This is a genomic window from Phytoactinopolyspora halotolerans (genome assembly GCF_010550675.1).
Taxonomy (GTDB): domain Bacteria; phylum Actinomycetota; class Actinomycetes; order Jiangellales; family Jiangellaceae; genus Phytoactinopolyspora; species Phytoactinopolyspora halotolerans.
The window spans coordinates 324,028-338,311 of sequence record NZ_JAAGOA010000005.1 but is presented as its reverse complement, the minus strand read 5'-3'; the positions used below and the strand labels follow the sequence as shown (position 1 = coordinate 338,311).

12 protein-coding genes are annotated in these 14,284 nt (G+C 68.0%); all 12 read right to left on the bottom strand.

The window, feature by feature from the left end; translation table 11 throughout:
- Nucleotides 1–58: 58 nt before the first annotated feature.
- Nucleotides 59–1,054 carry an amidohydrolase family protein gene (locus G1H10_RS09815; protein ID WP_163736185.1) on the bottom strand — a complete coding sequence of 332 codons (996 nt, stop codon included), beginning with the start codon at nucleotides 1,052–1,054 and terminating at the stop codon, nucleotides 59–61.
- A 16-nt stretch (nucleotides 1,055–1,070) separates the two neighbouring features.
- Nucleotides 1,071–2,189, bottom strand: a complete 1,119-nt coding sequence (locus G1H10_RS09810) for a zinc-dependent alcohol dehydrogenase (RefSeq protein ID WP_246219379.1) — start codon at nucleotides 2,187–2,189, stop codon at nucleotides 1,071–1,073.
- A 133-nt stretch (nucleotides 2,190–2,322) separates the two neighbouring features.
- Nucleotides 2,323–3,444, bottom strand: a complete 1,122-nt coding sequence (locus G1H10_RS09805; RefSeq protein ID WP_163736179.1) for an NDMA-dependent alcohol dehydrogenase — start codon at nucleotides 3,442–3,444, stop codon at nucleotides 2,323–2,325.
- A 40-nt stretch (nucleotides 3,445–3,484) separates the two neighbouring features.
- Nucleotides 3,485–4,984 (bottom strand): aldehyde dehydrogenase family protein, encoded by a 1,500-nt coding sequence (locus G1H10_RS09800; RefSeq protein ID WP_163736176.1) that lies wholly within the window; start codon nucleotides 4,982–4,984, stop codon nucleotides 3,485–3,487.
- 32 nt (nucleotides 4,985–5,016) lie between these two features.
- Nucleotides 5,017–6,195 carry an NDMA-dependent alcohol dehydrogenase gene (locus tag G1H10_RS09795; protein ID WP_163736173.1) on the bottom strand — a complete coding sequence of 393 codons (1,179 nt, stop codon included), beginning with the start codon at nucleotides 6,193–6,195 and terminating at the stop codon, nucleotides 5,017–5,019.
- A 284-nt stretch (nucleotides 6,196–6,479) separates the two neighbouring features.
- On the bottom strand, nucleotides 6,480–7,349 hold the full coding sequence (locus G1H10_RS09790) for an amidohydrolase family protein (RefSeq protein ID WP_174264196.1): 870 nt from the start codon (nucleotides 7,347–7,349) through the stop codon (nucleotides 6,480–6,482).
- A gap of 1 nt (nucleotide 7,350) precedes the next feature.
- Nucleotides 7,351–8,754 (bottom strand): 3-oxoacid CoA-transferase, encoded by a 1,404-nt coding sequence (locus G1H10_RS09785; RefSeq protein ID WP_163736169.1) that lies wholly within the window; start codon nucleotides 8,752–8,754, stop codon nucleotides 7,351–7,353.
- 73 nt (nucleotides 8,755–8,827) lie between these two features.
- On the bottom strand, nucleotides 8,828–10,429 hold the full coding sequence (locus tag G1H10_RS09780; RefSeq protein WP_163736166.1) for an ABC transporter substrate-binding protein: 1,602 nt from the start codon (nucleotides 10,427–10,429) through the stop codon (nucleotides 8,828–8,830).
- 51 nt (nucleotides 10,430–10,480) lie between these two features.
- On the bottom strand, nucleotides 10,481–11,278 hold the full coding sequence (locus G1H10_RS09775; protein WP_163736163.1) for an ABC transporter ATP-binding protein: 798 nt from the start codon (nucleotides 11,276–11,278) through the stop codon (nucleotides 10,481–10,483).
- Nucleotides 11,268–12,146: an ABC transporter ATP-binding protein gene (locus tag G1H10_RS09770; protein ID WP_163736160.1), complete on the bottom strand. Its 879-nt coding sequence runs from the start codon at nucleotides 12,144–12,146 to the stop codon at nucleotides 11,268–11,270. The genes G1H10_RS09775 and G1H10_RS09770 overlap by 11 nt, the downstream gene beginning before the upstream one ends.
- Nucleotides 12,143–13,078, bottom strand: coding sequence for an ABC transporter permease (locus G1H10_RS09765; protein ID WP_163736157.1), 936 nt, complete (start codon nucleotides 13,076–13,078; stop codon nucleotides 12,143–12,145). Before G1H10_RS09765 ends, G1H10_RS09770 begins: the two co-directional genes overlap by 4 nt.
- Entirely contained in the window at nucleotides 13,075–14,055 is a 981-nt protein-coding gene (locus tag G1H10_RS09760) for an ABC transporter permease (protein ID WP_163736153.1), read from the bottom strand. Before G1H10_RS09760 ends, G1H10_RS09765 begins: the two co-directional genes overlap by 4 nt.
- Between the last annotated feature and the right edge of the window lie 229 nt (nucleotides 14,056–14,284).

The window sequence follows — 14,284 nt, the reverse complement described above, 5'->3', positions numbered from 1 at the left end:
GGTGTGTGACCCCCTACGGATCCCGCGGCCTCGTGCGTGCCTGCCGCTGGGGACGAGGTCAGGCACGCCCCAACCAGCGGAAGGCGTTCTTCCAGGACACGTCCTCCCACTCCTTCTCGGAGAGGTCCATGGAGCGCAGCGTCCTGGCCGCCGGCTCCTCCCGCGGCATGGCGGGGAAATCGGAGCCGACGAGGAGGCGGTCGGCGCCGAGGAGGTCGATGAGATAGCGGATGGCCCGGTGGTCGAAGACCATCGAGTCGTAATAGAAGCGGCGGGCGTACTCCAGCGGCGAGGGACCGTCGTCCGGCATGACCGCCCGCTCCGGGTTCTTGGCTTCCTCGTTCCAGGAGCCACCCCAGAAGTAGTTCGCGCGCGGCAGCATCATGGCCAGCCCACCGGCGGCGTGACTGAAACTGATGCGCAGGTTCGGGCAGGCAGCGGCGGTGCCGCCGAGGATCAGCGACGCGGCGGCGAGGGTGCCTTCGATGCCGACGACGTAGGTGCCCATGCCGGACCGCGGCAGCCGGTCCGTCGGGGCGGGCATCGCGTGCACGAAGATGGCGAGCCCGAGCCGCTCCGCCTCGGCGAAGAACGGCAGGAACTTCTCGTCACCGATCGAGGAGCCCAGGATGTTCGAGGCGATCTCGACCCCGGCGAGGCCGGCCTCTGCGACCGCCGCGAGCTCGGCGCTCGCGGCGTCTGGGTCCTGCATCGGCACCATGCCGAGCCCGACGAACCGCTCGGGATCATGTGACGTGAGCTCGGCCGTGAAGTGGTTGACGTGCCGGGCGAGCGCCAGTCCGTCGTCGGCGGGCAGGTCGTAGCGGAGCAGAGGGGGCATCGGGCTGAGCACCTCGGCGCCGACGCCGGAGGCGTCCATCGCCTCGACGCGGCGTTCGGCTTCGAAGAACACCTCCGTGGCCCGGAACTTCGTCTGGCCGAAGAGGAGCTGCCGGTCGGTGCTGTCCGCGATGGGTTCCATCCGCGGAAAACACTCGGGCGCATCGGCCGGATAGTGCTTGGGGAGCAGGTGCGCGTGGGCGTCGACGATCACGTCGGGCTCCTCTTCGTCAGTTGCTCGGGTTGCCCGGGCTGACCTGATTGCCCGGATGGACGGAGACGTGAATGGCGGAGCCGTCGCCGGCCGCGCCGGCGAGCGTGTCGATGGCCAGACCCACATCGTCCAGGCCGAAGGTGTGCGTGTGCAGCTTGTGCAGCGGGAAGCGGCCCGACTCGAGCAGCTCGATCGCCTTCTTGTTGGCCGCGGCGTCGACGCCGAAAGCGCCCTTCACCACCAGCCCGCGGTGGATGATGTGGTCGGTGACGAGCGGGATCTCCTTCCGGCCCTTGAGCCCGGCCAGGACCACCGTGCCGCCGAATCGGACCGACTTCAGCGCGTCGGTGACCGGGCCGGCCGCCATCGGGGTGAGGTCGACGGCGACGTCGACCATCTCCCCGTCGGTGATCTCGCGCACCGACTCCTCGACGTCCTGTGCGTCGTCGCCGTCCACGATCAAGGTGTGGTCGGCGCCCAGTTCGCGGGCGACGCCGAGCTTGTGGGCGTCGGAGGCGAGCCCGGTCACGATGACGGTGGACGCCCCGGCGGCCTTCGCCGCGATGACCGCGCCGAGTCCTCGTTGTCCCGCGCCGAGTACCAGCAGCGTCGTGCCGAGCCCGACCCCGCCGAGGTCGACGGCCCAGCGTACGCCGGCACCGAGCGGGTTGTACATGGCGGCGATCTCGGCCGGTAGGGACGCGTCGATCTTGTGCATGACGGCGGTCGGCGAGAGGTAGAGGTATTCGGCGAACCCGCCCCAGATGCTGGGCGCGACATCGATGGATGTCACCCCGTGCCCGTACTTGCGGTGGCGGCACGCCTGGTAGCGGCCGACCAGGCAGTCCCGGCAGGCGCGACATGGCACGATCACCTCGAGCGCTACCCGGTCACCTTCCCGAACGCCCCAGCGCTCGGCGGCGCGGTCGCCGATCTCCTCGATGATGCCCATCGGCTCGTGTCCCGGGATGAACGGCGGACGTTCGCCCAGGTGGCCGTTGAAGATCTCGACGTCGCTGCCGCAGATTCCGTTCGCCTCGACCCGTAGCAGCCCGTCGTCGTCGCCGATCGGGGGCCGGGGGAACTCCCGCATCTCGATCGTGCGTGGCCCGGTCTGGACCGCGGCTCTCACCATCTCTGCCACGTGTTCCTCGCTTTCGTCACCGTGCGTCTCGTCGGTTGTGCCGCCTTGTGCGCGAAAGAGCATGCGTGGTGGTCGTCATCGTGACCGCAATGTCGTTCGCTTCCGCTCGATCACTCGTGCACGGTCACTCGTGCACGATCACGCCGCGGATGTTCTTGCCGTCGACGAGATCGCGGTAGGCGTCGTTGACCTCGTCCAGGGTGTAGGTGCGGGTGATGAGCTCGTCGAGCTTGAGGTCGCCCTCCTGATAGAGGCGGAGCAGGCGCGGGATGTCGTAGAGCGGGTTGCAGTCACCGAAGAGGGCGCCCCGGATCTGCCGCTGATAGCCGATCAGGAGACCGGCGGGCAGATGGACCGCGGTCTCGTCGACGTGCCCGACGGCCGTGATGGTCACCTTGCCGCCCTTACCGGTCATCAGGACGGCGGCGGTGACCATCTCCTCGGTGACCGCATCCGGGGTCATGATCACGTGGTCGGCCAGCTGGCCCCACGTATGCGAGACCACGAAGTCGTGGGCTTCCTGCGAGGTCTCGAAGGCGTGGGTGGCGCCGAGCATGAGGGCGTTCTTCCGCTTGAACTCGACCGGGTCGACGACGATCACGTCCCGCGCGCCCGCGTACGCGGCACCCTGCACGGCGTTACTGCCGACCCCGCCGGCGCCGAAGACCACGACGGTCTGCCCGGCGCGGACTCCCGCGGCGTAGACCGCCGACCCCCACCCCGTCGGCACGCCGCAGCCGACGATGGAGCCGACGGTGAACGGGATCTCGTCCGGCAGCGGCACCACGGCGTACTCGGAGACGACGGCGTACTCGGAGAAGGTGCCGAGGGAGCAGAATCCGCCATAGTCCTCGCCGTCGGCGTGGAAGCGGAAGGTGCCGTCGAGGAACATGCCGCTGCCCGCGTTGAGGCCCTTGACGCACATGTTCTGATGCCCCTCGGAACAGGGGCGGCAGGTGCCACAGGCGGGAATGTAGGAGCAGACCACCTTGTCGCCCGGTTTGACCCGGGTGACGTGTTCCCCGACGGACTCGACGATGCCCGCGCCCTCATGCCCTCCGACCATGGGGAAGCGCACACGAGCATCACCGGCGGTGATGTGGTGATCGGAGTGGCAGAGCCCGGAGGCGTGGAACTTCACCCGGACCTCGAAGGCCTTCGGTGGGTCCAGCTCCAGCTCGGTGAGCTCCCAGCCGATGTGGGGTCCGCGGGCGATGGCCGCACGTGTGGTGATCGTCGACGTCATGGGCGTACTTCCCTCCGCACGTGAAATGGATGAGGCACACTCAGCGGCCGCGTCCGCTCGCGAGGCCGGCCTCGCGCATGGACACGGTCTTCACCTGCGTCCACTCGAGCACCGAGTCGGCGCCCATGGTCCGGCCGAAGCCGGAGTTCTTGTATCCGCCGAACGGGCCGCCGATGACGGAGGCCCCGATGGCGTTGTTCACCCCGACCTGACCGGCCTGCAGCGCGCGACTGACCCGGACGGCGCGTCCGACGTCGCGGGTCCAGACCGACGCGACCAGGCCGTAGTCGGTGCCGTTGGCGACCTCGATGGCTTCGGCCTCATCGTCGACGGGGATGACCGAGAGGACCGGCCCGAAGATCTCTTCGCGGGCGATCCGCATATCCGGGTCGACGTGATCGAAAATGGTCGGTTCGACGAAGAAGCCGTCGGAGAACTTCTCTCCCTGCGGTGCGCCGCCGCCGAGCACGAGCTCGGCGCCCTCCTGCTTGCCGATGTCGATGTAGCCCATGACGCGGTCATGCTGCTTCTTGTTCACCAGCGGTCCCATGGTGACCTGCTCGTGCCAGGGGCCGATGGTGATCTTCTGCATCTGTGTCGCCAACCGCTCCACGATCTCCTGGTGGATGCTGCGCTCCACCACGACGCGCGAGCCGGCCGCGCAGATCTGCCCGGTGTTCAGCGTGATCGACGTGGCCATTCCGGGAACGGCGGCGTCGAGGTCCGCGTCGGAGAACACGACCTGCGGGGACTTGCCGCCGAGCTCGAGATGGAGCGGGGTGAGCGTCTGCGCGCAGGCCGCCATGATCGACCGGCCGGTCTCCGGTGAGCCGACGAAGCCCATCCGGCGGACCAGCGGATGGGCCGGGATGGGTGCCCCGGCCTCGGCGCCGTAGCCGGTGACGACGTTGATGACCCCCGGCGGGATGCCGGCTTCCAGAGCGAGCTTGGCCAGCGCGAGCGGGGTCAGGGGAGCGTCCTCGGCGGGCTTGATGACGATGGTGTTCCCGGCGGCTATGGCGGCACCGACCTCGACGGCGAACATCGGGCCGGGGGCGTTCCACGGAATGACCGCACCGACGACGCCGAACGGCTCGCGCAGTGTGAACCCGACGGTGTCCGGCTGATACGTGGGCAACGAGACGCCCTGCACCTTGTCCGCCTGACCGGCGATGAAGCGGAGCTGGCGTCCCATCGGCGGCGGTCCCCAGCTGGGGCGGCCGACCTCCTGCGACTCGAGGCTGTCCAGTTCCTTGCCCTTGGCGTCGACCAAGGCGGCCCAGGCGAAGAGCAACTCGCCGCGAGCGGTCGCGTTCATGTCCCGCCAGGCAGGGAAGGCCCGCTGGGCCGCGTGGACGGCGTTGTCGACGTCGCTGTCGTCACTGCGCGGGATGCGGGCGATGACGTGCTGGTTCGCCGGGTTGATGACATCGATCGTGCGGCCGGTGGTGGACGGTGCCCACTCGCCGCCGATGAGCTGGAGGCCGTCGATGAGCAGGTCGGGGTCTACGGTGGCCCGGGTGTCGGACGTGAGGGTCATGGCTGTGTCCTTCGTCGCTGGTCGCTCGGGGTTTACTCGTGATCGATGAGGACGACGCCGCGGATGTTCTTGCCGTCGAGCATGTCCTGATATCCCTCGTTGACCTGGTCGAGGGTGTACGTGCGGGTGACGAGCTCGTCGAGCTTGAGCTTCCCGGACCGGTACATGCTCAGCAGCCGAGGCACGTCGGTGAGCGGGTTGCAGGCGCCGTAGACGTGGCCCTGGATGCGGCGCTGAAAACCGATGAAGACGCCCGGGTGCTCCTTGATCTTGCCGGGGCCGACGGCGGTGACGGTGACCTGGCCGGTCTTGCCGACGATGCTGAGAGCGTCGTGGATGACCTCGTCGCTCAGGATGCCGACGGTGATGATGGCGTGGTCGGCCAGCTCGCCCCAGGTGGCGCCGCGGACGAACTCGAAGGCCTCCGCCGCGGTCGCGAAGGTGTGCGTCGCACCGAACACCGGCGCCATCTCGCGCTTGAACTCGACCGGGTCTACGACGACGACGCGCTCGGCGCCGGCCATCGCCGCGCCCTGCACCGCGTTGGCTCCGACCCCGCCGGCGCCGTAGATCACCACGGTCTGCCCGGGGCGGACACCGGCGGCCCGGACGGCCGAGCCCCATCCGGTGGGCACTCCGCAGCCGACCAGGCAGGCGACCTCGAAGGGGATGTCCTTGCCGATCTTGATCACGGAGGATTCGGAGACCACCGAGTACTGAGTGAAGGTGCCGAGCACGCACAGGCCGCCGTAGTCCTCACCGTCGGCGTGGAAGCGGAAGGTGCCGTCCTGCAGGACGCCGATACCGGCGTTCTTGCCGTCGTCGCAGAGGTTCTGCCGACCGGACGAGCAGTAGCGGCACCGGCCACACACCGGGATGAACGACGCGACCACGTGGTCGCCGGTCTCCACCCGGGTCACTCCGGGCCCGACCGCGTCGACGACACCGGCGCCCTCGTGACCGCCGACCACGGGCATCCGCATGGGCGCGTCGCCCTTCTGGATGTGGTCGTCGGAATGGCAGAGCCCTGCGGCGTAGAACTTGATCCGGACCTCGTTGGCCTTGGGCGGGTCGAGCTCGAGTTCGGTCGTCTCCCAGGGCTTGCCCGGTTCCCGGCAGACGACGGCCTTGGTGGTGAGGCTCGTGAGTGCTGTGTCCGTGCGTGCCTTCTCCGTCGGGGACGGTCCGGCGGTGCTCGCAGTGGTGCTCATCTGTCTCCTCCTGCCGCAGCGCTGGCCAGGGACTCGGAGCGGTACCTCTGTGTCGGCTCCAGCGGTGCGGGAGAGGCAGCAGCTCCGTTGCTGGCACTTGATGCCAATATTCGCCACGGGCCACCAGGGGCTCAACGGTCTTTCCGCGCCACGGAAGAGTGGCGTGACGCCGGTCACTCCCCGCTGAAGATCGCGCACAGTGGGAGACCAAAGTTACGGCGGAAGGTTGTAGCTGCCATGGCAACAACAACCTTCCGCCGTGATGTAGAGATCTCGGTGTCTCCTCAGAGGCCGAGAAGAGCGGCGGCGTTCTCCCGCATGATCAACGCCGTGGTGTCCTCGTCGAACCCCAGCTTGTCGAAATCTCGAATCCAGCGTTCGGGGGTGAGGACGGGGTAGTCGGTCCCGAAGAGCACCTTGTGTTTCAGCAGCGTACGGGCGTACTGGACCAGGTTCGGCGGGAAGTACTTCGGCGACCAGCCGGATAGATCGATGTGCACGTGCGGCTTGTGCAAGGCTACCGAGAGCGCCTCGTCCTGCCACGGAAAGGACGGATGCGCCAGAATGATCCGCAGCTCGGGGAAGTCCACGGCGACGTCGTCGGCATACATCGGGTTCGCGTACTTCAACCGGATGCCCCCGCCGCCGGGCCGGCCGGCTCCGGCACCGGTGTGCCCGCTGTGGAACAGTGCGATCGTCCCCGTCTCCTCGATCGCCTCGTAGATCGGGTAGACGTCCCGGTCGTTGGCGTAGAAGGCCTGGGTGCTGGGGTGGAACTTGAAGCCGAACACCCCGCGCTCGGCGAGCCGGCGCACCTCCCGCGCGCCCCGGCGGCCACTGTGCGGATCCACCGACCCGAACGGGATGATCACGTCCGGATGCTCGGCCGCGAGGTCGCACAGCTCATCGTTGCCGACCTCGGGCAGCTCACCGGTCGCCCAGCTCGAGTCCACGGTGAAGGCCACGCACATCATCTTCTGGTCGCGGTAGTAGGCGGCGAGGTCGTGCACGGTCGGCCGGGGCATGTCCGTCTTGAAGTACTTGGCCATGGCCTCGTCGTGTGCGCTCGCCTCCGTCCCAGCGGCCTTGTACGCCGAGGTCAGAACGTGCGTGTGCACGTCGATCGCGACGACGTCGTCGTTCAATGTCACCATGTCACCACTGCTCCTGCATGACTCGCGGGTTCTCGACCGTCTGGACCGTCATCCCCGTACGAGCCAGGACCTCGTCCACGGTGAATCCGGCGGCGATCTCTTCCAGGATGAAGCCGTCGTCGCCGCGGCGCAGCAACGCCAGGTCCGTGACGACGACGTCCGTGCAGCCGGCGGCGGTGATCGGATAGTCGCACCGCTGGACCAGCTTGGGCCTGCCTCGGGAGTCCACGTGCTCCATCGTCACGATCACCGACCGGGCGCCGACCGCGAGGTCCATGGCCCCGCCGATGCCCCCACCGGGCCGGCCCGGATGAGCCCAGTTCGCCAGGTCGCCGTCGGCGCCGACCTGGTAGGCGCCGAGGATCACGGCGTCGAGACGCTTGCCACGGGCGATCTCGAACGAGGTCACCGAGTCGAAGAAGCTCACACCGGGCAGCAGGCCGATGAAGTTGCCACCGGCGTCGTGGAAATCCGGGTCTGCCTCGCTGAGCTCGACGAACCCTCCGTAGTTGAGGATGCCGTTCTCGGCATGCAGCACCACACCCCGGCCGTCCAGGTAGTTGACCACGCCGTTCGGCAGCCCGGCACCCAGGTTGATCACGGCGCCGTCGTCGAGCAGGGCCGCGGCCCGGCGGCCGATCTCCTCCCGGGAGAGCGCCGGCTTGCCGTCGTACTCCCGGCGCGAGTCGGCCGGGCGTGCGGGACGCTGCGGCAGTTCCGAGACGTCCACCCGGGTGGTGGTCTCGACCACGCGGGAGATGAAGATTCCGGGCAGATCGATCTGCTCTGGCTCCAGTTCGCCGACGTCGACGATCTCCTCCACCTCGATGATCGCCGTCCTCGCGGCCTTGGCGAAGCTGTCGTTGAAATTCCGGCTGCCGCCGCGGAACTGGACGTTGCCGTAGCGGTCCGCGCGATAGCCCCGCAGGATGGCGTAGTCGGTGGTGATACCGCGCTCCATGATGTACGGCTCACCGTCGAAGTACCGCACGTCCTTGCCCTCGGCCACGGCGGTTCCGACCCCCACGGATGTGTAGAAGGCCGGGATGCCCGCACCGCCGGCGCGCATCCGCTCGACCAGGATGCCCTGCGGGACCACCTCGAACTCGATCGTCCCCGCCAGGATCTGCTCCTCGGCGATCGTGGGTTTCCCCGGCCGCGAGGAGAAGCTCGCCACCAGCCGGGAAATCTGTTCGTTCTCGGCCAGCAACTGCGCCGTCGGTGCACCCTGCGAGCCCAGGCCGTTGCAGTAGACGGTCAGATCCTTCGCCCGGTGATCCCGCAGGGCGACGATCAGACTGGAGGGAAACCGGTGCGAGATGCCGAACCCGGCGATCGCCACCGAGGCGCCATCCGGGATGTCCGCGACCGCCGCCGCGGGAGAGTCGAAGACCTTGTCCGTCATGTGGTGTTTCTCCTCACTTCTGGCCGAGCTGTCGCTGTTCTGATCCGGAACCGACCGAGGGCGGCCGCGCCCGTCAGTCGATCGGAGTGACGTTGGTCCAGTCCGTCCCGACCAGGTGGTCGGGGCTGCCGAGCCCGTCCCACAGCGCCGAGTTGTACACCGTCTGAGCGGTGTGGAACACGATGGGAGCGGAGATCATCAACTCCGCGGCCCGATCCTGGATCGTCCGGAAGTGTTCGGCCCGGTCGTCTTGATCGGCTGCCCGCAGCGCATCGTCGGCGGCCTGCTGGATCTCCTCGTCACAGATCCCGGAGGGATTCTGGGCGTCCGCCTTCTCCGGGTTGCACTCGTACCACCGGGTGATGCCGAGGCTGGGGTCGACGCCCAGCGTGGCCTCGACGATGGCGAGGTCGAAGTCGCGCTTCTGATAGACGTTCTCGGTGAAGACGTTGACGTCCTGGCCATGAAGATCGAGGTTGATGCCGACCTCGGCCATGGACGACTTCATCACCTCGGCCACCGCCCTGGACTCGGCGGTGGTGCTCATGAAGTGCAGCCGGATGGTGAACCGGAAGCCGTCTTCGCCCCGCGGATACCCGGCGTCGTCGAGCGCGGCCCCGATGGCGTCCGGGTCATAGCGGAACTCATCCCGGTAGTCGACCTCGGGCTCGATCCAGCCCAGTTCCTCGGGATACATGCTGATCGGCTCGGTCGCGATCCCGGGAAGGGCGATCTCGGCCACCTGCGCCCGATCGATCGCCGAGTAGACGAGCCGGCGTACCGCCGGGTCGGACAGTTCCTCCACCTCGCTGTTCATCGTGACGATGAACTGCCGCCCGAGCTGCCCGTTCTGGGTGACGTCGAGGTTCTCGTCGGCCTCGATCTGGTCGAGCATCCCCTGCCCGGCGCCGCCGAGGTAGACCTCCCCGGCGAGCAGCGCGAGGGCGGTCGCGTTGGTGTCCTTCATGGTCACGTAGACCAGCCGGTCCACGTCGACGTCGCCGCGCCAGTAGTCGGGGTTGGCGGTCATCGTGATCTCCTGGCCCTCCGCGAACGACTCGAAGACGAACGCGCCCGTGCCCACCGGCTCCATGTTCGCCGGGTTGTCCAGGATGTCGGTGCCCTCGTAGAGGTGCTCGGGCAGCAGGTACTGCTGGGTCAAGACCTCCATGAACGGCCCGTACGGCTGGCTGAGATGGACGACGACGGTGTGGTCGTCCGGGGTGTCGACGGAGTCGATGCTCTCGGTGAGGTCGCCGCCGTACGACTGATACTCCATGACCTCCTCGAAGTTGAACTTCACGTCCGCAGAGGTGAACGGCTCACCGTCGTGCCAGGTCACACCCTCCTGGAGCAGCAGGGTCACGGTGCGCCCGTCGTCGCTGACCTCCCATTCCCGGGCCAGCCACGGAACCAGCTCGTAGGAGTCGTTCATCCGGACCAGGGTCTCCAGCATGTTGCCGGCGGCCGCGTTCACCGATGGGGAGACGATGATCTGCGGGTTGAGGTGCGGCACGGTGCCGGTGGCCGCGACGAACGTGTGTTCGCCGTCTCCGCCGCCCGCGTCCGGGCCGGCACCGGCGGAGGTGTCGGGATCTGAGAACGAGCACGCGGCCATGGCCGCTGCTGTGGTCGCGACCAGGGCGAACTTCTGGATCCGTCGTCTGTGGCGCATGGAACTGCCTCTCTCGTCGCTGGTCCGGGACGGTGCTGAGACCTTCTCGATTCACTCCGGCGGCCCGTACGAGGCCGCGAGGGTAGGCGCCGCTGACAGCAGCGTCGTGGTGTAGGGATGCTCGGGCGCGGTGAAGATCTGGTCCTTGGTCCCTTCTTCGACGATCTCGCCGGACTTCATCACGTAGACGTACTCGGCGACCTTCTTCACCACGGGAAGGTCGTGGGTGATGAACACGTAACCGACACCGAGCCGTCGCCGGAGATCGTCCATCAATTGCAGGACACCGGCCTTGACGGAGGCATCGAGGGCGGAGACCGCCTCGTCGGCGACGATGATCCGCGGGCCCAGCACGATCGCGCGGGCGATGAGGACGCGTTGCCGCTGTCCGCCGCTGAGTTCATGCGGGAACCGGCCGAGGAAGGAGGCGGCCGGCACCATTCCGACCAGTTCCAGCGTCTCGGCCACCGTGTCCACGACGGCGTCCCGGCCCCGCGCGATGTTGTGCAGGCGTACCACCTCGCCGACGATGCGCCCCACCGTCTTGCGGGGATTCAGCGAGCCGGCGGGATCCTGCAGGACCGCCTGAACGGTGCGCCGATACCGGATCCGCTGTGTCTTGCTCATCGAGGCGAGATCGGTGCCGTCCAGTGCGACGCTCCCCGAGGTGGCCGGGATGAGACCCAGCAACATCCGGGCGAGCGTGCTCTTGCCGCTGCCGCTCTCGCCGACGATGGCCACGAAATCACCGGGCCGGGCCTGCAGGTTCGCGTTCACGACGGCGTCGACGGAGGTGCCGCCGCGCCGGGCACGGAACGTCTTCGATGCGTTGCTCGCCTCAAGAAGCACGGGCCTCCTCCTTCCGCGCCCAGGAGGCGCGGAGCGACTCCGGGATGGAATACAGCTCGACGCCGTCCTCGGTCAGGCTGCGCACGCTGCGCAACAGCGCCTGCGTATACGGATGCTCCGGCTTCTCCAGCACCTCGCGGGTGCGGCCGGACTCGACCACGTGGCCGGCGTACATGACATAGATCCGGTCGGTCATGCCGGCGACGACGGCGATGTCGTGGGAGATGAGGATGAGCGAGGTGTCGAGCTCGGCGACCGTCTCATCCAGGGTGGTCAGGACGCGTTGCTGTACCGTCGCGTCGAGTGCGGTGGTCGGTTCGTCGGCGACCAGCAGGTCCGGCATCTTCGCGATCGCGATGGCGATCAGCACCCGCTGGCGCATGCCGCCGGAGAGCTCGTGCGGGAAGCGTTGCGCGAGCTCCCGGACGTTCTCCAGCCCGGCGAGGGAGAGGAAATGCAGGACATCGCCGTTCTCGCCGGATCGCTGCCGGCCCGGGGGGATCGCCTCGTGCACCTGCCTGCCGATCTTCATGACCGGGTTGAGGTAGGTCAACGGGTCCTGGAAGACCATGCCGACGGTGCGCGAGCGGACCTGGTCCCATGCCTTCGGCGGTGCGCCGACCATCTCTCGTCCGTCGAACCTGATGGATCCCTGCACGCGCACCCTGGGCGACGTCGGCAGCAGCCCCGCGATGGCGCGGCCGGTGACGGTCTTCCCGGAGCCGGACTCGCCCACGATGCCGACCCGCTCGCCCCGGCGGACCGCGAGCGACACCGACGAGACGGCCTCCACCTCCGTGCGAGACCCGGTCGGGAGGTGCACCCGGAGGTTCTCGACCTGTAACAGCGGCGTGCCGGTCGTGGTCACTTGACCCTCCCGATCGTCGGGTTCAGCGCGTCGTTGAGGGCGTCGCCGAGCAGGTTGACGGAGAGCACAACGAGGAAGATGCACAAGCCCGGGAAGAGCGCCAGCCACCATGCGGAGTTCAGGTAAGGCTGCGCGTCATTGAGCAGCGAACCCCAGGTCGGGCGGTTGGCGTCGCCGATACCGAGATAGGCCAGCCCGGACTCGACGAGGATCGCGGTGCCCACGGTCATGGTGGTCGTCACGATCACCGGCGGCATCGCGTTCGGCAGGACGTCCGAGGCGAGGATCCGCCATCGTGGGAAGCCGGCGGAGCGAGACGACTCGACGTAGCCGAGTTGGGCGATCCGCGCCGCCTCGGCCCGCATGATCCTCGCCACGCCGGTCCACATCGTCAGCGCCAGAATCGCGATGATGACCATGACGTTGGCGCCGAGGATGGCGGCGGCGACGAGCGCGAGAACCAGGCCGGGGATCGCCTGGAAGAACTCGATGATCTTGACGAGAACGATGTCGATGATGCCGCCGTAGAACCCGGCGAGACTGCCGATCACCACCCCCAGCGTCATGCAGAGGGCGGCCACGGAGAAGCCGACGAAGAGCGACGTCCGGCCGCCGTGGAGCACCCGCGCCAGGTAATCCCGCCCCAGGTGGTCGGTGCCGAGCAGATGCTCCGAGCTCGGCGGTTGCATACTCGGGTTGCCGGTGGCCACCGGGTCGCCGCCGAAGACCGGACCGAGCAAGGCGATGAGCACCATCCCCGCCAGTACGGCCAGGAAGAAGACGGCGAGCGGTTTGCGGAAGAAGATGCCCGCGGCCGTCTCTCGCCGCGGCGCGGGTGGCGGTGCTGCGGCGTCCGCGGCGCCGCCCGGCCCGGTGCCGTCTCCGTCCGGCGTTCTGGCCGCCCCGAGCTTCTCGCTGCTGTCCAGGGTCATGCCGCGCTCCTTCCCGATCGGGTGAACCGTGCACGGAGCCTCGGGTCGACGAGCCCGTAGACGATGTCGGTCAGGATGTTGGCGATGAGGATCATGACGGTCATCACGATGGTGACCCCGAGGACGACCATATTGTCCTTCTCATTGATCGCGTCGACCATGAGCAGCCCCATGCCCGGCCACCCGAAGACTCGTTCGATCAGGGTGGAGCCGGCCAGCAGGTTGCCGACGCTCAGCCCGACGATCGTGATCATGGGTAGCAGGGCGTTCGGCAGGCCGTGCCGGTACAGCACGCGATCGCTGGAGAGCCCTTTGGACCGAGCGGTGTCGATGTAGTCCTGCCCGAGCGCCTCGATGGTGGACGACCGCATGACCCGGGTCTTGAGGGCGAGCTGGCTGGTGGCGGTGGCGACGATCGGAAGGATCATGTACTGCCAGGCGATACCGGGCTCGCCGTGTGCGTTCGCGCCGGACGCGGGGAGCCAATCGAGGACGACGGCGAACAGCCAGATGAGCATCAGCCCGAGCCAGAAGTTCGGGATGGAGAAGAAGGTGAGCGAGCCGCCGGAGATGAGCCCGTCGAGCCACGGCCTCCGGGTACGCGCCGCGATCGCCCCCAGCACCAGGCAGACGATGGTGGAGATGATCAGCGCGATGACCGCGATGATCAGCGTGTACGGCGCCCGGATCATGATGAGTTCGGTCACCGATCTGCGGCTGACGATCGACTCGCCCAGGTCCCCGGTGAGCACGTTGCCGACGTAGGTCAGGTAACGCTGCCACATCGGCTGGTCCAGGCCGAACGTCGCCACCATCTGGTCGCGGAATTCCTCCGAGGCGGGGGCGTCGCCCAGCATCGCCTGCAGTGGATCACCCGGCGCGATCTCCAGGAGCAGGAACAGAACGGTGATGACGACGAGCAGCAGGAGCGCCGAGGACGCCAGCAGCCTGCCGTAATGGATCAGGGCCGGTCTCATTCGAGCACATCCGTCATTGAGAGCTCTCCTTCGAATTCTCAGAACACGCCTTGCCGCCTCGATGTCGCGCCCGAGGGTCGCCTCCTGCGTCGTCATGGACGAGCTATTCGTCCAGTCATCCTCGGGAGATTCCACGCCCTCCTCAACGGAGACTTCCGTGGCGCGGAACGTCTGCATGTCCGGCTGGTTTCGCGGAGGCGGGGGAGAGCATCCCGGCGTGACGTGAGTA